The 19,136-nt window shown below is 38.1% G+C and carries 17 protein-coding genes, 1 pseudogene and 1 riboswitch; of the genes and pseudogenes, 17 read left to right on the plus strand and 1 reads right to left on the minus strand.

Annotation, left to right across the window (positions count from 1 at the left end):
• Window positions 1-24 precede the first annotated feature (24 nt).
• Together M1D60_RS07110 and M1D60_RS07115 are read left to right on the plus strand one after the other, a co-directional pair.
• Complete coding sequence (locus M1D60_RS07110; protein ID WP_456278465.1) at window positions 25-441, plus strand: hypothetical protein; 417 nt, start codon at window positions 25-27, stop codon at window positions 439-441.
• A gap of 48 nt (window positions 442-489) precedes the next feature.
• Entirely contained in the window at window positions 490-978 is a 489-nt protein-coding gene (locus M1D60_RS07115; RefSeq protein WP_456278466.1) for a YpuI family protein, read from the plus strand.
• Window positions 979-1,029: 51 nt separating this feature from the next.
• On the opposite strand, the gene M1D60_RS07120 is transcribed toward M1D60_RS07115, so the two are convergent.
• A complete protein-coding gene (locus tag M1D60_RS07120) occupies window positions 1,030-1,839 on the minus strand; it encodes a DUF2935 domain-containing protein (protein WP_456278467.1) in 810 nt (269 codons plus the stop codon).
• Window positions 1,840-2,227: 388 nt separating this feature from the next.
• On the opposite strand from M1D60_RS07120, the pseudogene M1D60_RS07125 reads away from it, so the two are divergent.
• The 15 genes and pseudogenes from M1D60_RS07125 to cbiB all read left to right on the plus strand — a co-directional run.
• A pseudogene (locus tag M1D60_RS07125) lies at window positions 2,228-2,857 on the plus strand (superoxide dismutase); the annotation flags it as partial.
• A gap of 674 nt (window positions 2,858-3,531) precedes the next feature.
• The gene (locus M1D60_RS07130; protein WP_456278468.1) at window positions 3,532-4,686 is read left to right on the plus strand and encodes a serine hydrolase; all 1,155 of its coding nucleotides are present in this window, start codon (window positions 3,532-3,534) and stop codon (window positions 4,684-4,686) included.
• Window positions 4,679-5,278: a nucleoside recognition domain-containing protein gene (locus M1D60_RS07135; protein WP_456278469.1), complete on the plus strand. Its 600-nt coding sequence runs from the start codon at window positions 4,679-4,681 to the stop codon at window positions 5,276-5,278. The genes M1D60_RS07130 and M1D60_RS07135 overlap by 8 nt, the downstream gene beginning before the upstream one ends.
• A complete protein-coding gene (locus tag M1D60_RS07140) occupies window positions 5,275-5,805 on the plus strand; it encodes a spore maturation protein (protein WP_456278470.1) in 531 nt (176 codons plus the stop codon). Before M1D60_RS07135 ends, M1D60_RS07140 begins: the two co-directional genes overlap by 4 nt.
• Window positions 5,806-6,072: 267 nt before the next feature.
• Complete coding sequence (locus M1D60_RS07145) at window positions 6,073-6,690, plus strand: hypothetical protein (RefSeq protein ID WP_456278471.1); 618 nt, start codon at window positions 6,073-6,075, stop codon at window positions 6,688-6,690.
• Between the two features lie 227 nt (window positions 6,691-6,917).
• Entirely contained in the window at window positions 6,918-7,649 is a 732-nt protein-coding gene (locus tag M1D60_RS07150; protein ID WP_456278472.1) for a pseudouridine synthase, read from the plus strand.
• A gap of 189 nt (window positions 7,650-7,838) precedes the next feature.
• Window positions 7,839-8,360 (plus strand): thiol-disulfide oxidoreductase ResA, encoded by a 522-nt coding sequence (resA, locus tag M1D60_RS07155; protein WP_456278473.1) that lies wholly within the window; start codon window positions 7,839-7,841, stop codon window positions 8,358-8,360.
• A 20-nt stretch (window positions 8,361-8,380) separates the two neighbouring features.
• Window positions 8,381-10,006 (plus strand): cytochrome c biogenesis protein ResB, encoded by a 1,626-nt coding sequence (gene resB, locus M1D60_RS07160; protein ID WP_456278474.1) that lies wholly within the window; start codon window positions 8,381-8,383, stop codon window positions 10,004-10,006.
• Window positions 10,007-10,023: 17 nt separating this feature from the next.
• The gene (gene ccsB, locus M1D60_RS07165; RefSeq protein WP_456278475.1) at window positions 10,024-11,211 is read left to right on the plus strand and encodes a c-type cytochrome biogenesis protein CcsB; all 1,188 of its coding nucleotides are present in this window, start codon (window positions 10,024-10,026) and stop codon (window positions 11,209-11,211) included.
• A 423-nt stretch (window positions 11,212-11,634) separates the two neighbouring features.
• Complete coding sequence (locus tag M1D60_RS07170; RefSeq protein ID WP_456278476.1) at window positions 11,635-12,351, plus strand: response regulator transcription factor; 717 nt, start codon at window positions 11,635-11,637, stop codon at window positions 12,349-12,351.
• The gene (locus tag M1D60_RS07175) at window positions 12,348-14,129 is read left to right on the plus strand and encodes an ATP-binding protein (protein ID WP_456278477.1); all 1,782 of its coding nucleotides are present in this window, start codon (window positions 12,348-12,350) and stop codon (window positions 14,127-14,129) included. The genes M1D60_RS07170 and M1D60_RS07175 overlap by 4 nt, the downstream gene beginning before the upstream one ends.
• Window positions 14,130-14,267: 138 nt before the next feature.
• Window positions 14,268-14,483: riboswitch (cobalamin riboswitch) on the plus strand.
• Between the two features lie 176 nt (window positions 14,484-14,659).
• Window positions 14,660-15,655, plus strand: coding sequence for an ABC transporter substrate-binding protein (locus tag M1D60_RS07180; protein ID WP_456279381.1), 996 nt, complete (start codon window positions 14,660-14,662; stop codon window positions 15,653-15,655).
• Complete coding sequence (locus M1D60_RS07185) at window positions 15,618-16,670, plus strand: FecCD family ABC transporter permease (RefSeq protein WP_456278478.1); 1,053 nt, start codon at window positions 15,618-15,620, stop codon at window positions 16,668-16,670. The genes M1D60_RS07180 and M1D60_RS07185 overlap by 38 nt, the downstream gene beginning before the upstream one ends.
• Before the next feature lie 4 nt (window positions 16,671-16,674).
• Entirely contained in the window at window positions 16,675-18,156 is a 1,482-nt protein-coding gene (locus tag M1D60_RS07190; RefSeq protein ID WP_456278479.1) for an adenosylcobinamide amidohydrolase, read from the plus strand.
• The gene (cbiB, locus tag M1D60_RS07195; protein ID WP_456278480.1) at window positions 18,149-19,117 is read left to right on the plus strand and encodes an adenosylcobinamide-phosphate synthase CbiB; all 969 of its coding nucleotides are present in this window, start codon (window positions 18,149-18,151) and stop codon (window positions 19,115-19,117) included. The genes M1D60_RS07190 and cbiB overlap by 8 nt, the downstream gene beginning before the upstream one ends.
• Window positions 19,118-19,136: the final 19 nt, after the last annotated feature.

Below are 19,136 nucleotides of genomic sequence, written 5' to 3' on the forward strand. Positions count from 1 at the left end.
AAGAGCAGATAGAAAGGTGAGACTATGCAAATTATAGAATGTTTTGGGAGTGAGTTGGAGAAAGCTCAGCCCAATACCTCAGAAGATTTCTTTAACAGATCCAGTGTAACCTTTATAGAAGAAGGAGAGGAAAAAACATTTCATCTCCTTTATATTCGTTACTTTGATGAAGTGTTTTCAGAGTTTACTCCTTTTACAGAAAATCCTATTTTTACTGTATCGGGAAAAGAGATTATGTTTAAGGATATAGTTGGACTCGTTTGTTTGTTGAAAAGTCCAAGTTTCCGCAGTAGAAAGAGAGTGTATATTAATACTCAAAAGGAATTTGCACAATTTTTTCAGGGTATTGATTACGAAAAGGTTAAGGAAGTCTTTCAACACCTTGCCGATCAGGGAAGCTATCAATTAACATCTCCACTTTTGTTTATCGAACAACCGTAGAGTTTTATACATAAGAATAAAAAATAGGATGATTTGGGGGAGCTAACGATGGGAAACGATATTGTATATAGTCAAATAGAACAGGTTGAGGCATTCCTTAAAGAAACGGTGGAGTCCGTTTCAACTTTTTTAAATGATGTCACAATTTCAACCCTGAAAAGTGAAGGGAACGAGGAAAAGGAAGAGTATTATAAACAGCTTTTATCTGGTTTAAGACGATTAGTTGTTTTTTGCGAAGAAGGTTTGGATGCGTGTCAGGTTGTATTGAAAACAACTCCATTTCGAAAGCCTGCTGCTGAAAAAACATTATACAAAATCTATCATCAATGTATTGAAGAGTTTTTCTCACCGAAAAATGATGTATGGTTTGAAAATAGTCGTTCCGCTTATACGGGGAAAAATGCAATTAAATTCTCTGATGAGGCTCCAGCTTCTTTAAAAGTATTGTTTGCTCAGCTTGAGGGACAATTTCAGAAAGTTAGGGAAGAGTTAGAGTATTATGAAACAGACTATCGAACTAAAATGATGCAATCATAAAATAAACAACAAGAAAAGGGTGGCAATTTGCCATCCTTTTCTTTGTGTTCACTAGTTTCCCGTCCTTGGCTTAGTAGGGTCACAATTCGGTGTGTTAACGACATCTGTTGACTCGGCCAGCTTCATTAAATAATAACATTCTTCTCTAGCCATATGATCTGCCATTAATGGAGTTAATACACTAAGAGTTTGACCTGTTAATTCAAGCTCTTCGATTTCCCGAAGAAATGCTTTGAAAATCGTAAATTCTAAATCTATTTCATGGTGGAACCGAGCTAACGCTGGAAAACTGGTTAAGTTCGTCCTTAGGTAGCCTGCCATCTCAACTGCTTTTAAATAAAAATCCTCAAATTGTTTGGTGAACATTTCACTTTTTTGCTTAAGATCCTTTTCTACACGATCTAGGTTGGCATCAATTGCTCCTGCATGTCCAGCAGCATCTAGTAACCAAAGAAGGTCATGGTGTAATGGATGAACAAGAGGGGGGATTTGTTTATCAGTCAAATAAGTCAATACCCGTAAAAATTCATCAAGCTCGTTTACCATGTGATTTAGAAATGAAGGTGGTAATGAAATGGAAACATCCTTCAATAATAATTTTTCTAAAAGCAGCAGCTTGAATTCTCTTAGCTCTTCTCCCCCTTCTTCTGCCTTAATGGCTAACCCATGTAAGGCATCCTCTGAATGAGCCTTCCTTGATTCAGAAAGAAGGCTATCAAACAAATGTATAAAGGCTTTTGCTTTCTCAATATGTTTTGTTTCCTTTGGAGCTAGAGAATCTCTAATAAATCTGCCATGATCTCCAAGTACCTGTAACCAAAACTGTAGTTCAAATGAGACGGTTTCTTTATATGTTTTCACCAATCCTCCTCCTTCCACTCCATCTTATGTCGATGATTTTATTTACATGTATGTCCATATGGCACTTTTAAAAAGGAGTGACCATATCATAGAGGGGTGAATGTAACTAAGGAGGGATTGGATGGAACAGCAAAAATATTTGGTCTATTTTGAGGAAGTTGTGAAATGGGCAAGTCAATTAAAAGGTGTAATTGGGGAGCATAATCTAACGGCCGAGCCTTTTCTTCAGTTAGACCAAGAGCTGACAGTTCTTGTGTCAAAAGTAGATGAAGTCAGTTCAAATAACCCAGTCACAATAGAAGGTATTGAAGAAGTAAAAGGGATGGTTGCTACTTTATTTCAAAAAGCACAGTTTCTAATTGATGGGAATAATAGAAACACTCTAAACCGAAGAGTACCAATTGGAGAACACGAATTACCGCCGTTACCTTATCCATATGATGCGCTTGAACCACATATCTCGAAAGACATAATGAAGCTCCATCATGACACCCACCATAAAAGCTATGTTGATGGTTTAAATAAGGCAGAAAAAATGATGGAGAAGGCAAGATATACAAATAATTACGACCTTTTAAAACACTGGGAAAGAGAAGCAGCCTTTCACGGATCAGGGCACTATTTACATTCGATTTTTTGGTTTGTCATGAAGCCTAACGGTGGGGGGAAACCAACTGGTAGTTTATTAGGTCAAATCAAAAAGGATTTTGGAAGCTTTGAGCAATTTAAAGAGCATTTCACAGAAGCTGCGAAAAAGGTAGAAGGCGTCGGCTGGGCTTTACTAGTTTGGTCACCAAGATCACACCGTCTCGAAATACTTCAAACCGAAAAGCATCAACTAATGACACAATGGGACACGATTCCTTTATTAGTTCTAGATGTGTGGGAGCATGCCTACTACCTCCAATACCAGGCGGACCGAGCGGAGTACGTTTCAAACTGGTGGAACGTTGTAAACTGGGATGAAGTAGAAAACAGATTTACCCAGGCGTCAAAATTAAAGTGGCAACCATATTAAGGAGGCTTATTATAATTGTCAGCTGACTTGGTTTTGCCGTAAAGGTGGTAACAGTGCTGCTGGTTAGTCTTGTGCGCCGATATATGTTGGGAAGTCGCCGATATATGTTGGGAAGTCGCTGATAAAAATGGAAAGTCGCCGATATATGTTGGGAAGTCGCTGATAAAAATGGAAAGTCGCCGATATATGTTGGGAAGTCGCTGATAAAAATGGAAAGTCGCCGATATATGTTGGGAAGTCGCTGATAAAAGTGGAAGTCGCCGATATATCTTTGAAAGTCGCTGATAAAACAAGGGAAGTGGCCGATAAAAGTAGAAAGTCGCCGATAAACCTCAGAAGTGACCGATAAATGTAAAAAGTCACCGATAAAAGCATAAAGCCTCCACTTCAGCGGTTAAACTATAGTCAATATCGCACAGTTAGTTTAGGAATAGTTTCATATTTAACACAGAATGTAGAGTAAATCGAATAATCTTATAAATTACATCTTCTAAACGCGACTCTGTCGTGTTTTTTTTTTGAGAATCTATCGGAACAGGACAGTACACTCATAGCCTTCTAACCTCTCCCTTGAGCACTAGAGCTTTTCCAATAAAATTCATTTTTTCATCATAACTGGACAGGTCATGCATAAACTTGTACAAAAACATGGAAAAAAGCGGGGGGATTTGCAGATGAGGCTACGGACATCGCTCGTATACATATTGCTATTGTCATTTTTAATTTCAATGATGCCTTCAAAGGTAGAAGCTGCACCTGGTGTAAGTGCTCATAGTGCGATAGTAATTGAACAGGAATCGGGCAGAGTCATCTTTGGAAAACAAGAGCATGAGGTTAGAAGGATTGCTAGTATCACCAAGATTATGACAGCGATTCTTGCTATTGAATCGGAGAAGCTAGAAGAAAAAGTGACCGTGAGCAAAAATGCGGAAGGAACAGAAGGGTCTTCTTTATATTTAGTGGCGGGAGAGAAAATCAAGCTTGAGGATCTGGTATACGGGCTTATGCTAAGATCTGGTAATGATTCTGCAGTAGCTATTGCTGAACATGTAGGTGGAAGTTTAGAAGGCTTCGTCTATATGATGAATCAAAAGGCAGAGGAAATTGGAATGAAAAATACCGTTTTTTCAAACCCACATGGATTAGATGATCATGAAGAGCATTACTCAACTGCCTATGACATGGCGATACTGACAAGATATGCAATGCAAAATGAGAAATATCAAGAAATTGCTGGTACTAAGGTCTATCGTTCACCTCATCCAGAAGAAAAGTGGGACCGTATTTGGAAAAATAAAAATAAGCTATTAACTGGCCTTTATTCTTATTCAACTGGTGGGAAAACAGGTTATACAAAGCGGGCGAAAAGAACATTGGTTTCGACAGCTTCTAAGGATGGGATGAATTTAGTGGCTGTTACCCTAAATGCATCTGGTGATTGGCAGGATCACATTTCTATGTTTGAATTTGGCTTTAATAACTATGATCTAGTTAAAGTTCTTAAACAAGGTAAGCTCTCTAAGCTTGATGATCCATTTTATGAAAATAAAGTTTATTACAGCCATGACTTTGTTTACCCTGTTTTAAAAACAGAAAAAGAAAGCTTGAAAGTAGAGATAAAACTAGTAACTCCAAATGAATCAAAATGGAAAACGCCTCAAGATATTCCAGTACCAATTGGGAAAACAATTGTATACCTTGATAATAATATCATTGGCGAGCAAGCAATCTTTTTTGAAACAGATGAGATGCCTGCACCGAAAAAATCTTTTTTTGATTTGTTTAAAAGCTTATTCTTCTCCTTTTTAGGTGTAGAATTCTATGGTTAATATAATTTGGATGCTCTTAACGGTAATAGGAATTGTTTTTGCTATGATTAACGGGACAATGGAACAGGTAAATGAAGCGGTATTTACGGGTGCTAAGGAAGCAGTAACCATTTGTATTGGATTTATCAGTATACTAGTGTTTTGGTTGGGCCTAATGAAGATTGCCCAAAATGCTGGATTACTAGAATCCTTGGCTAAGCTTTTCCAACCAATTGTACGCCGATTATTTCCAGATGTTCCTATTAAGCATCCAGCAATGGGTTATATCCTTTCTAACATGATTGCCAATATGTTCGGGTTGGGAAATGCAGCTACTCCGATGGGAATCAAGGCGATGGAACAGTTACGTGAGTTAAATGGTGGGAAGGATTCTGCGAGTCGATCGATGATAACCTTCCTTGCCATTAATACCTCCAGCTTGACCCTAATTCCAACTACGGTCATTGCGATTCGTATGCAATATGACTCGGCGAACCCAACAGAAATCGTCGGGACCACATTAGTGGCAACCTTTTTATCAACAATAGGAGCTGTTCTAATTGACCGGTACTTTTATTATCGAAGAGTCAGGAAAGGAGAGGAGCGAAAATGAGTGTCATTTCAACTGTCTCTTTATGGTTGATTCCTTTAATCATCGGATTCGTCCTCTTATATGGTACCTTTAAAAAAGTTCCTACTTATGAAAGCTTTGTTGAAGGGGGAAAGGATGGGTTAAATATTGCCTTTTCGATTATCCCCTATTTAGTAGGGATGTTAGTGGCCATTTCAGTCTTTCGTGCTTCTGGAGCCATGGAATTCTTTACTGGTTTAATTAAACCTTTCTTTGAGATGATTGGAATACCGGTTGAAATTGTTCCTTTAGCGCTAATTCGTCCCATTTCAGGAACGGCCGCACTTGGTTTAACTAGTGATATCATCGCTAACTACGGACCAGATTCATTTCTTGGTAGACTAGCCTCTACATTACAAGGTAGTACAGATACCACATTCTATGTTCTGACCGTCTACTTCGGAGCAGTAGGTATTAAGAAAATGGGAGACGCTCTAAAAATAGGTTTATTAGCAGACCTAGTAGGGATAATTGCAGCACTTGTCGTCGTGACGTTAGTGTTTGGATAAAAAATAAGTAGTTCAGTTTTAAAAGTACAAATTATTTGTACCTTTGAATTGAGCTACTTTTTTGTTTAAAAAATTATATAACAACATGGACTTGTAAAATTAAAAGAGAATCAAAAAAATATAGAGAACACCAGGTGGAAAAATGGTAAAATTAAACAGGTTGATTCTTCATTCAGTTTTTTGCTGCTTTTCAATGTTGGGTTAAAAAGCATGCTTGATTTTAATGCCTGTCAGAAAACAGTCTTTTAATATAGGGAGTTGAATAAAATGAAAAAACTACTTTTACTTGCAATCATAGTTATTCCTATTATCCTGCTAGTAATGTTTTTTAGAAGTAGTGATCCGATACAAACGATTAGTGATGTTAGAGACGGGATCGCTATCAATATAGAAGAGATTGATCAAGTGGAAACGGAAGATGGGGTTATTGTTTATTCGGTTGGAGAGTCAAATAGCGGAGATAATTATATGTACTCAGTTGATCAGTTACGGAAATCAATAACAGGTTATAAATGGCTAGGGGGTGGTGGACATGTGAATCAAGATGTCCCACTCAACAAAGAATTTGCTCTTTCATTACAGTTATTTAATGAAAAACAGAATATTGTCCCCACCATATTCGGTGTTCGGAAAGATCAAGATATCAAAAAGATTAATGTTAGTACACTTGGAGAATCTGTTGATGCAGTTATGCATAGAGGACCAGAGGGTGAAATGTTTTACGTAGTCCATTTTAGTAGAAATGTTGTTGATTCTACTAATTTTCAAATCATCATTACTTACAAAAATGACACAAGTCTTGCTTACGTGATCTCAAGTGATGAAGAAATTTCTAAGTTGCAAGAGGGAATGCCGTTTTATTTGAATAAAATGGACTTTAAATAATCACGCTAAGTAGAATAAAAAAACGGAGCATTTCCTTATTGGGATTTGCTCTTTTTTAGTGTCTTGGCTATTAAACAAACATTCTCGTTATAGGCTATTAATCGATAAATGTTAAAACCGATGAATAAGCCAACCGTGTATTTTAGGATTTGAACATCCACACAATAAAATCATGCTTCTTGTTTATTCGACATAGACAAGCTAATATGTAGAATGAGGTGAAAAACATGGAACGTTTACAAAAAGTTATTGCCCAAGCGGGTGTTGCATCAAGAAGAAAAGCAGAGGAGCTCATCCAAGAGGGAAGAGTAACAGTTAATGGAAAGGTAATGAAAGAACTAGGGACGAAAGTGTCTTCTAATGACAAGGTAGAAGTAGATGGAATTCCTCTTGAACGAGAACAGCCTGTTTATTTCTTGTTATATAAACCAACTGGTGTTATTTCTAGTGTTTCCGATGATAAAGGAAGAAAGGTCGTAACAGACTTTTTCCCACTTTTAAAAGAGAGAATCTATCCGATTGGACGTTTAGATTACGATACATCTGGAGTGCTATTACTTACAAATGACGGAGACTTCGCAAATACATTAATGCATCCTAAGCATGAAGTAGACAAGGTCTATATTGCAAAAGTAAAAGGTGTTCCAACTAGAGAACAACTGAGACTTCTTGCAACAGGAGTTAAGTTAGAGGACGGAATAACAGCTCCGGCAAGGACAAAAATGATTTCTTCGGATAAGAAGAAAAACACTTCAATTATCCAGATTATTATCCACGAGGGACGGAATCGACAAGTGAGAAGAATGTTTGAAGCCATTGGGTGCCCTGTTATGAAGTTAAAGCGAGAGCAATATGGATTCATTACACTTCATGGCTTAACACCTGGAGAATCAAGAGAGTTATCCCCGCATGAAGTTAAACAGCTTAGAGCGCAATCACAGGCAAAAACTAGAAGATAATCCTATTTACAATGATATTTGTCACATAAGATTCATATTCTAGATTCGGTTATTTATGAACAGAATGCTATAATTAAGACGATTGTCCTTATAAGAGAAATAAACTTTTTTTTCCTTAAGAAGAGAGTTTGTTGTCTACACTTGGAATTGGACTTGCAAGCTTTCTAGGGGTAAAGGAGAGAGTGTGTTTTGAAGAAAAAACGGCTTATTCTAAGAACTACAATTTTAAGTGTGCTAGCCTTAGCATTATGCTATACCTTGTATGTCAATTTCTTTACCAGTAAAGAAAAGGTAAAAGTAGGTAGCATTGCACCTAATTTTATATTGAAGGACCTAGAGGGTAATGAGTATGAACTTGAGAACTACCGGGGAAAAGGAGTTTTCTTAAACTTCTGGGGGACCTATTGTAAACCTTGTGAAAAAGAAATGCCTTATATGGAAAATCAATACAAGCATTTTAAGGATCAAGGTGTTGAGATATTAGCGATTAACGTAAATGAAGCCCCAATAGTTATCCAAAACTTCGTCGATCGTTATGAATTGACGTTTCCTGTTCCGGTTGATAAAGGGGATCAGGTGCTAAATGCATATGGAGTTGGACCAATTCCATCCACATTCTTAATTGATAAGGATGGTAAGGTAGTTGATATCATTACTGGATCCATGACAGAAAAGCAGGTTTATGATTATATGAATATGATTAAACCTTAACGGACAAGTAGGTGGGAGAAATGGAGAACGTAAAATGTGAATGTGGTCATGTTAATCCACTTGGTACAGTATTATGTGAATCATGTGGTAAACCACTAGAAGATAAAGCACCCCAAAAACTATTAGATATGAGATATGATGGTAGTGCTAGACGGTCACAGGTTTATAAAAAGTCTATTATAGATAAGATTTGGAATTTCTTTTCCTCTGTAAAAGTAGGGGTTTGGTTAATAGTCATAACTCTGGTGGCGTCTACCTTAGGTACCATTTATCCACAAGAAATGTATATACCTCCAAATGTGACACCAAGTGAATTCTATAAGGATCAGTATGGTTGGACAGGTCAGTTATACTATGCTCTAGGTTTTCATGATATGTATGCATCTTGGTGGTATCTAATTATGATTGCATCAATTGGAATTTCACTAGTCATTTGTTCGATTGACCGTGTTGTTCCATTATACCGTGCACTAAAAAAGCAAGGTGTAACTAGACACGAAAGCTTCTTAAAGCGTCAGCGTTTATTTGCAAAAACAAGCTTTCAGGAAAATCAAAATGAAGCATTCAAAAAAATTGAGGAAAACCTTAAAAAACGCAAGTATAATGTTAGAGAAGAGAATGGAAATATACTAGCAGAAAAAAATCGTTTTTCAAGATGGGGTCCTTATGTAAACCATATTGGACTTATCATTTTCCTTATTGGTTGTATGTTGCGATTTGTACCAGCTATGTATATTGATGAAGTTTTATGGATTCGTGAAGGCGAAACAGAAGTAATTCCTGGTACAGAAGGGAAATACTTTTTGAAAAGCGATTCCTTTAAAGTAGAGCTTTACGATAGAGAAACAGAGCCAGAGGTCTTTGATGCAACTCTAGAGCGTGTTGGATCTGTCGTTAAGAACTATCAGACGGATGCAGTTCTTTATGAGCGTAAAGGGGATATTATTCATGGAGCAGATCCTGAGCTAGAAGTAGTGAAGGAACATCCAATTCGAGTGAATGAACCATTGAAGCATGACGGCTATGCTCTTTATCAGGTAGATTATAAGCTAAATGAATTTAATTCTATGTCTTTTAATCTAGTAGATAAAGCGACAGAAGAAACATTTGGACCATTAAAGGTTAATCTTTTAGATCCTGCCACTGATTATGATTTAGGAAATGGATATCGCGTCGAATTAATGAGTTATTTTGCTGATTTTTACTTTGATGGTGATGGAAATCCTGCATCTAAATCCAAGGTGCCAAATAATCCTGCCTTTGTTTTCAATATGATAACACCTTCAACTCCGGATGGTGAGGTAAGCTTTGTGGCGATCCAGGAAAATATTGAGCCACTTGGTGAAAATCAATATAAGATGGAGTTTGCAGGTATTGAAGTGAAAAACGTGTCTGGTCTTACTGTTCGTAGAGATTATACACTTGGGATCCTTGGTGTTGGAGGAGCGATTTTCATGATTGGTGTTATTCAAGGTATGTACTGGCATCATCGACGTATTTGGATATATCAGAAGGAAAATGAAATCTGGGTTGCTGCTCATACGAATAAAAATTGGTTTGGTATTAAGAAGGAATTAGAAATAGTAGTAGCTGGAACAGGAGTAACTGTGCCAGTTGATCAAACGGACGAGCAGAAACCTGCTTAAAGAAAGGAGGATTTAGAATGGTTGAACTAAGTAGTAATCTACTTTATACAGCATTTATACTTTACTTAGTAGGTACCTTCTTTTTTGGAGGAGCTATTCGAGATAAGCAAAGTGAAGTGAAAATAAATAAATGGAGTAAAATAGGAATCTTTACAACAATTGTCGGCTTTTTAGCCCAACTTGGCTATTTTATTCTAAGATGGATTGCTTCAGGACATGCTCCTGTAAGTAACTTGTTTGAATTTACAACTTTCTTTGGTATGATGCTAGTTTTGGCGTTTATTGTTCTATTCTTTATGTACAAAAGTAGTGCACTTGGATTATTTACGCTACCTGTCGCCATTTTAATTATTGCATATGCTAGTATGTTCCCGCGTGATGTGGCACCACTGATTCCAGCACTACAAAGTGACTGGCTGCACATCCACGTAACCACGGCTGCACTTGGAGAAGCGGTACTTGCAGTGAGCTTTGCATCTGGACTTATTTACTTAATTCGTGTTGTCGACCAAACAGTAAAAAGTAAGAGAACCTTATGGCTTGAAATTATCATGTATAGTTTATTAAGTGTTATAGGTTTTATTATTGCAACAGTAGCTTTTTCTTTATCAAACTACGAAGCTACTTTTACTTGGATGGATCCAAACATTGATCAGGAGGTTGAGTTAGTCTATACTCTACCACCTATTGTTGGACCTCTTGATGGAACTGAAGTTAGTACAGATACGATGCACCCGATCTTTAATGCACCTAGCTGGATGAAGGGGGAAGGGGCACCTAAGAAATTCAATACCCTCATTTGGTCATTAGGAGTTGGATTACTTTTATACTGGGGATTACGATTAGTGTTAAGAAAGAGAATTGCTGCTGCGATTAAACCACTTCTTAAAAATGTAAACCCAGAGATTGCTGATGAAATTACGTATCGCTCTGTGGCAATTGGTTTCCCAATCTTCACGTTAGGAGCACTTATTTTCGCCATGATATGGGCACAAATTGCTTGGACAAGATTTTGGGGATGGGATCCAAAGGAAGTATGGGCTCTAATCACGTTCTTGTTTTATGCAGCCTTCCTACACCTACGTATTTCACAAGGCTGGCATGGTGAGAAGTCAGCATGGTTAGCTGTTTTAGGATTTGTTATTATCATGTTTAACTTAATTGTAGTAAACTTAGTAATAGCAGGCTTACATTCTTATGCGTAAATAACAGACTGAAACAACGATAGAACTTAAAAGCCTTCACCGCTAATGTGAAGGCTTTTTTTAGAAGAAGGACATTTTAATTGGGTAGTTTAAAAGAAATTGGTGTACTTTAGAACTATGTACCATTTATTCCAATAAATCTTGGAATGTAAATTACAAAATAAAGTTTACAGAGACATCCATGAAAGAAATTTTACACCATGGAGTATGAAAGTAATTCTTTTATTTCAAGCAGAGATCGTAGTGGAGGAACGCGAGACTCCTGCGGGAGCAGCGGGTCAGGTGAGACCCCGGAAGCGTAGCTGAGGAGGCTCACCGCCCGCCCCGCGGAAAGCGAGTGTTCTGGAACGAAGATCCCTTATTTTCAGGATACCCTTAATTTAAATAAGGTTTTTCATAAACAAATTGTCGAGGTGAAAATACATGGAACAACTATTAAATATTCTTGTTGTGGATGATGAGGAAAGAATTAGAAGGCTGTTAAAAATGTATTTAGAAAGAGAAGGCTATCAGACCGAGGAAGCGGAAGATGGGATCGAGGCTCTAGAAAAAGCTATGAATAAAGACTATGATCTCATTTTATTAGATGTAATGATGCCTGGTAAGGATGGAATAGAGGTTTGCAAAGAACTTAGAGAATTTAAAGCGACTCCGATTATTATGCTTACTGCAAAAGGTGAAGAAATTAACCGAGTTCAAGGGTTTGAGGTTGGCACGGATGATTATATCGTCAAACCGTTTAGTCCTCGAGAGGTCGTATTACGTGTGAAAGCGTTGTTAAGAAGATCATCACAGACTTCATTTTTACATACAGAACCAACAACAAAGGATGTCCTTGTCTTCCCACACTTAACGATTGATAACGATGCTCACCGTGTGACTGCTGATGGAAAGGAAGTAGGTTTAACTCCTAAAGAGTATGAATTACTCTATTTCCTAGCGAAATCACCTGACAAGGTCTATGACCGGGAGCAGTTACTTAAGGAAGTATGGCATTATGAATTCTTCGGTGATTTACGTACGGTTGATACCCATGTGAAGCGCTTAAGAGAAAAGCTGAATAAGGTCTCTGAAAAAGCAGCAAAGATGATCATTACAGTATGGGGAGTAGGCTATAAGTTTGAGGTCGTCGAGGAATGAAGCTTTGGAGAAGTGTAGTTGGTAAGCTATGGATGACGATCTTGTTTTTAGTGTCATTCGTGTTATCCATCCTTACCTTTATGCTATTGGAATTCTTTGACCAATATTATGTAGAAAAAGCTGAGGATGATTTAAGTCAGGTAGCTAGTAAAATTGCCAGAGTCATGGAGGAGCATGAAGACGAGAGCTTGGCCCGTTCAATTTCCTGGGAGATTGTTGACCCTTTAACAAAAGTAATCATTGCACAAGATGATGAGCATTATTGGTACTCTCCTTCGAAGGGTGAAATGATTGATATCCCGTTATCCTTCCTGAAAAATGATCCGGAGTTATCGAAGGTTTTAGCAAATCAAGAGACGGTCATCAAGAAAACCGAATACTCCTCCATTTTAAAAGGAGGAGACGATTATAATGAAATCATTATTGTTGGGGTACCGTTTACTTCACAGGAAGGAGAGGAAAGTGCCGTATTTCTCTATCAGTCACTTTACGCCGTAGAGAAAACGACTGAGCACACAACAAAGCTCATCTTTCTTGCAGCAGGAATTGCCTTTATGCTGACAACCTTCTTTGCATTTTTCCTTTCCTCGCGGATTACATCACCATTAATTAAGATGCGTGAAGCAGCTTTTCAAATTGCCGAAGGAAAATTTGAAACAAGGCTACCTGTTTTAACCCAGGATGAAATTGGTGAACTTGGGATTGCGTTTAATAAAATGGGGAAGCAGCTTAAATTAAATATTGATGCACTAAGACATGAGAAGGAACAATTATCTAGTATATTAAGTAGTATGGCGGATGGTGTGATTACCCTTAACCGTAATGGCGTCACACAGGTATCAAATCCACCAGCTGAACGCTTTCTTCAGGCATGGTATTATGAGCAAGGCATGGAAGAAAATCAAGATAAAATGGTTCCTGCAGAAATGAGAGAGCTTTTTCGCCGAGTCGTGTCATTGGAAAGTGAACAGCTTATAGAAATGGACTTTCAAGGACGAAATTGGGTAGTTGTCATGAGTCCTTTATATAATGGAGAACAAATTCGAGGTGCAGTTGCAGTAATTCGTGATATGACAGAGGAAAGACGTCTTGATAAGCTAAGAAAAGATTTTATTGCCAATGTTTCTCACGAGTTAAGAACACCAATTTCGATGCTCCAGGGTTATAGTGAAGCAATTATTGATGACATTGCTGGTACAGAACAAGAGAAGAAGGAAATCGCTGAAGTGATCTATGAGGAATCTCTTAGAATGGGTAGATTAGTGAACGAGTTACTTGATATAGCAAGGATGGAAGCAGGGCATATCCAGCTTCAAGAGGAGCAAATTAATGTTCAAGAGTTTTTAGAAAGAGTTGTTCGAAAGTTCCAAGGCCTTGCCAAAGAAAAGTCCATCACACTCACTTATCATTGTGATAACTGTGATCAATCTCAGTTTACATGTGATCCAGACAGGATGGAGCAGGTGCTAACTAATCTAATCGATAATGCGATTCGCCATACTGATCAAACTGGTATAGTAGAAGTAAGGGCAACGATGATAGAGAATGGACTGAAAGTAGATGTCCAAGATTCGGGTTCTGGTATCCCTACTGAGGATTTACCATTTGTCTTTGAACGTTTTTATAAGGCAGACAAGGCAAGAACAAGAAGAAAAGGCGGGACAGGCTTAGGGCTCGCCATCGTGAAGAATATTATTGACGCGCATCATGGTCAAATCTCTGTTCACAGCAAAATAAACGAAGGTACGACATTTTCCTTCTTTTTACCACGAAAATAGCAGATTTTCCGCATGTCTTGACGAAGATTCTTGTTCCATACGAAACATTTTATCGTGTAAACAAAAACAGGAGTAAGAAAAAAACTACTTGTTTCATGATAAGTCATCGTGTAAGATTGGATTGGAATGAGTCGAATTATATACTTTTTAATTTTAGGTGTTCAGTGAATTCTTTTCACTGACTTAAAAGGGAATCTGGTTGAAATCCAGGACTGTCCCCGCAACTGTAAGTGCAGACGAAATGAAAGTAACCACTGTATAAATGAGATGACCCTCTGGTTGTTCCTTATACGGGAAGGTTTCAAAGTAGAGTGAAGCACAAGTCAGTAGACCTGCCTATCATAAAGTTCATGAATCTTCGGGGGTTGAGAAGAAGGAACGATCAACAGTAGTTTATTATATATTGATCGTTTTTTTGCTTGCCCTCATAAAAGGGCAAGTTTTTTTATTTGAATACGACATTAGGGTAGTAAGCCATAAGGGCTTTTACATAAAAATTTTTAGGAATAAAGGGGTCAAATAGGATGAAAATGAAGCAAAATCTATTAATGTTACTACTTGCACTTTTCACAGCTTTTACATTAGCTGCATGTGGTGCTACAGATGAAGCACAAGAAGAGCCAGCAACTACAGAAACTGAAAGTGCTGAAACAGAAGAAAGCGCAGAAGGTACTGAAGAAGAAAGTAGCTTTCCCGTTACCATTACGGACGCTGTAGAAAATGAAATTACGATAGAGAAGCAACCGGAAAAAATCGTATCTTTAATTCCAAGTAATACTGAGATCGTCTATGCTTTAGGTATGGGAGATGCAGTCGTTGGGGTATCAGATTTTGATAATTACCCTGAAGAAGTTACAGCTAAAGAAAAGATTGGTGGAATGGAATTCAATGTTGAAAAGGTGATTTCCCTTCAACCAGACTTAGTATTAGCTCATGGTTCAAGTGCATTTAGCTCAGAAAGTGGATTAGAGCAATTACGTAGTGCAGGGATTACAGTAGTGGTCGTTCCTGATGCAACGTCGTTTGAGACAACTTACGGTACAATTAATATGATTGGTCAGATTACAGGAACAACAGACAAAGCGGAAGAAATTGTTGAAGGAATGAAATCTAAATTAGCTGAGATTAAAGAAAAGGCTTCAGCTATTACAGAAAAAGCTACAGTATGGGTTGAAGTTTCTGGAGCACCTGAAATTTATACGACAGGAACAGGCACATTCATGCATGAAATGCTTGTAGCAATTAATGCCAATAACGCTGCAGGTGACCAAGAAGGATGGGTTATGCTGACAGAAGAGGAAATCGTTGCTTTAAATCCAGATGTAGTCGTTACGACTTATGGAAGCTATGATCCAAATGCTACAGCCAATGTGTTAGCAAGAGAAGCATGGAGTGAGGTTCCTGCCATTCAAAATGAACGTGTCCATGACATTCATTCTGATTTAGTATCACGTCCAGGTCCTCGTTTAATTGAAGGAGTAGAGGAACTTGCAAAAGCAGTATACCCTGAAGTTTTTACAGAGTAACAAGTATGTACCTTATATCATTAGCGGTGTCGTTTCTGTCACCGCTATATTTTTGGGGATATCGATAGGTTCCATATCGATTCCCTTTTCTACTATCTTCTCCATTTTTCTTCAGGAATTCTTTGGTTTCCAATCCGAAATTGATCCGATGCTAGTTAATATCGTGATGTCAATAAGGTTTCCACGCGTTATTTTAGCCTTTTTAGTAGGTGCATCACTTTCTCTTGCAGGAGCGGCATTTCAAGGGCTTTTGAAAAACCCTTTAGCCGATCCGTATACATTAGGCGTATCTTCAGGAGCATCTGTTGGAGCTGTCGTTGTGTTGTTTTTCACCATTCAAATTCCTGGCTTAGGTATGTATACCCTTCCCGTATTTAGTATAGGTGCAGCTTTTTTAACCTTAATTCTGGTATTAGCCTTTGCGAAACTAGTAGAAAAACGGATGACCGTAGAAACGATTATTTTAACTGGTATTATTTTTAGTTCATTCTTAGGATCCTTTATCTCTTTAATGATTGCGTTAACTGGAGATGAGCTTAGACAGATTATTTCTTGGTTGCTCGGAAGTGTTTCGATGCGAGGCTGGGAATACATCAACCTTATGCTCCCTTTTGTAATAGTAGGTGTCATCCTTTTGCTTACCCAGAGTAAAGAATTAAATGTACTTTCATTTGGAGAAGAATCGGCACAGCAATTAGGTGTAAACGTCCAGTTAAGAAAGTTTATGATTCTAGTCAGTGCTTCCTTACTAACCGGGGCATCTGTAGCTGTTTCTGGTACAATAGGATTTGTAGGTTTAGTCATTCCACATCTAACAAGATTATTATGGGGACCTAACCATATTCATTTATTACCATTATCGATGCTGCAAGGTGGCGCTTTTTTGGTATTAGCTGATTTAACAGCTCGGACGATTATCGTACCAAGGGAGTTACCAATAGGAGTCATTACTTCTTTAGTTGGAGCACCTGTTTTCGCTATGATTTTATATTATCGAAAAAAAGCAAGGATGTGATCACATGCTTCAAGTGGAGCAACTAGCATTCTCTTACACGGATGAACAAACCATTAAACCAATTACCTTCTCTGTAAATAAAGGGGAGGTATTTGGCATCCTTGGACCTAATGGGAGTGGCAAAACGACGTTATTAAAACTGCTCGCTAAAACACTTACCCCAACTAGCGGCTCTATTACCATTAATAATCGATCAATTACTGACTTTACCAATAAGGAATTTGCACAATCGGTTGCAGTTCTGCCACAAATCACAGATACGGCCTTCTCTTATACAGTGAAGGAAACGATTAAGATGGGCAGATACGCTCATCAAACAGGGCTTTTTTCAACTTGGTCTACTGCGGATGAAGAGGTTGTGCAAGAGGTGTTAAAAGATACAGGACTTGTGCGGTTGCAGCATAAAGGAATTCAGCAGTTAAGTGGAGGAGAACAACAACGAGTATTTCTTGCCCGTGCGCTCGTTCAACAGCCTGATTTATTATTACTGGATGAACCTACTAATCACTTAGATGTTTCCTATCAGATTAATCTATTTGATGGACTATTAAAACTTAAACGGGAGAAACGGCTGACCGTAATTGCCATCTTTCATGACCTTAATTTAGCTAGTCTATACTGTGACCGGGTTTTACTTTTACATGAAGGGCAACTTGCTTCAATTGGTACACCAAAGCAGATTATGCAATCTACTCTTTTAGAAGAAATATATAAAACTGCTATCATTAGGAAGGATCATCCAGAGCTGGCGAAGCCAATTCTCGGATTACTTCCAAGGCCTATTGGGGAAGAGAATGGTTCAGTTATTGAGCAACTCAGTGTGATACATAGACCGGAATATACCGTTATACATTCAAAGCATGATTTTAAAACTTTATCGTCCGCATTAATTGGCGATGGATTCAGATGGTCTCATACCTTTGTAAATCGTCATGTCGATGCTACGTATGTTTGTTCAGATGCAAAGGTAGAAATGAATCATTATCTAGAAACCAATGGCATTGATTCATCCAATACAGTAGCCATGATGACAGCTGTTAACTTAGAAGATGTGGTCATTCAAAGAGTAGAAAATTCTGCGGGTGCTTTTTTTGTAATGGTGACAGCAGGGACTGGAAATGCTATTGATGCCTCACGTGCCCTAGACCATGAAATCCCGATTCTACATCCAGGCACCATTAATATATTTATCTTACTTGAAGCAAAACTTACAGAGGCTGCATTCGTACAAGTCCTAACGACCGCAACAGAGGCGAAAGCAAAAGCGTTAGCATCTCTACAGGTAATTGATCCAGTAACCGGTACGGTTGCAACAGGAACCTCAACGGATAGTATATGCATTGCGGCTAGTCAAACAGGTATTGAGTATGAGTATGGTGGCCCATTAACCCCAATTGGTAGACAGATTGGAAATATGGTGGCAGAGGCGACTAAAAAAGCAATTAGTCATTACAAGAAAAGAAGGAAAGACCAATCTTATGATTGAACATATTGTTGCAGTAGTCCTTGCATTAATTTTAGATAGATTGTTTGGTGATCCAAGATGGTTACCACATCCAGTAAGAGGGCTGGGCTGGTTAATTAGTAAATTAGAACAAATCTTTAACAAAGGAAACTTTCGAATCTTAAAAGGAACAGTTACTGCCTTTATCGTTGTGATTTTGCCATTTACAATTTCCGTATTTATTATCATATTTTTTTATCAACTTCATTCCGTTGCGGGTGTCCTTGCTGAAGCCATCATCATTTTTACTACCATTGCTCCTAAAAGCTTAGCTTCTGCTGCGATGGATGTGTACACACCTCTTAGAAATGGGCAAGTACCAGAAGCAAGGGAAAAGCTAAGCTGGATTGTTGGTAGAGATACCTTGCATTTAGAAGAAGATGAAATCACTCGTGGTGTCGTTGAAACGGTGGCAGAAAATACAAGTGATGGGGTAACAGCTCCAATTTTTTATGCCATTGTTGGAGGAGCTCCCCTTGCAATGGTCTATCGTGCCATCAATACATTAGATTCTATGCTTGGCCATAAAAATGAGCGTTATCTATTGTTTGGAAGAGCTTCAGCCAATTGGGATGATTGGGCAAATTGGATTCCAAGCCGCCTAACCGGTTTATGTATGGTAACGGCAAACCTCCATGTCTCTTCTGTAACAATCGATAAAATTTTTCCACTTTTGGTTAGAGATGCGAAAAAGCATCCGAGTCCAAATAGTGGCTGGGGAGAGGCGGCTATGGCCTTGTTACTGGGAGTTCAACTTGGGGGAGCTAACTATTATCAAGGGAATCTATCCATTCGCCCGAAGATCGGTCTTCGGTTAAGAATTCTCCATAAGGAGCATATTCTTCACTCCATCGTGATCATGCAACGAACAGTGCTGTTATTTACTTTTCTATCAATTATAGGAGGTGTGCTTTATTACTACCTATCCCTCACATGGAGCTAACCCTATATATCTATATGAA

It is taken from the genome of Bacillus sp. AK128, assembly GCF_053903075.1.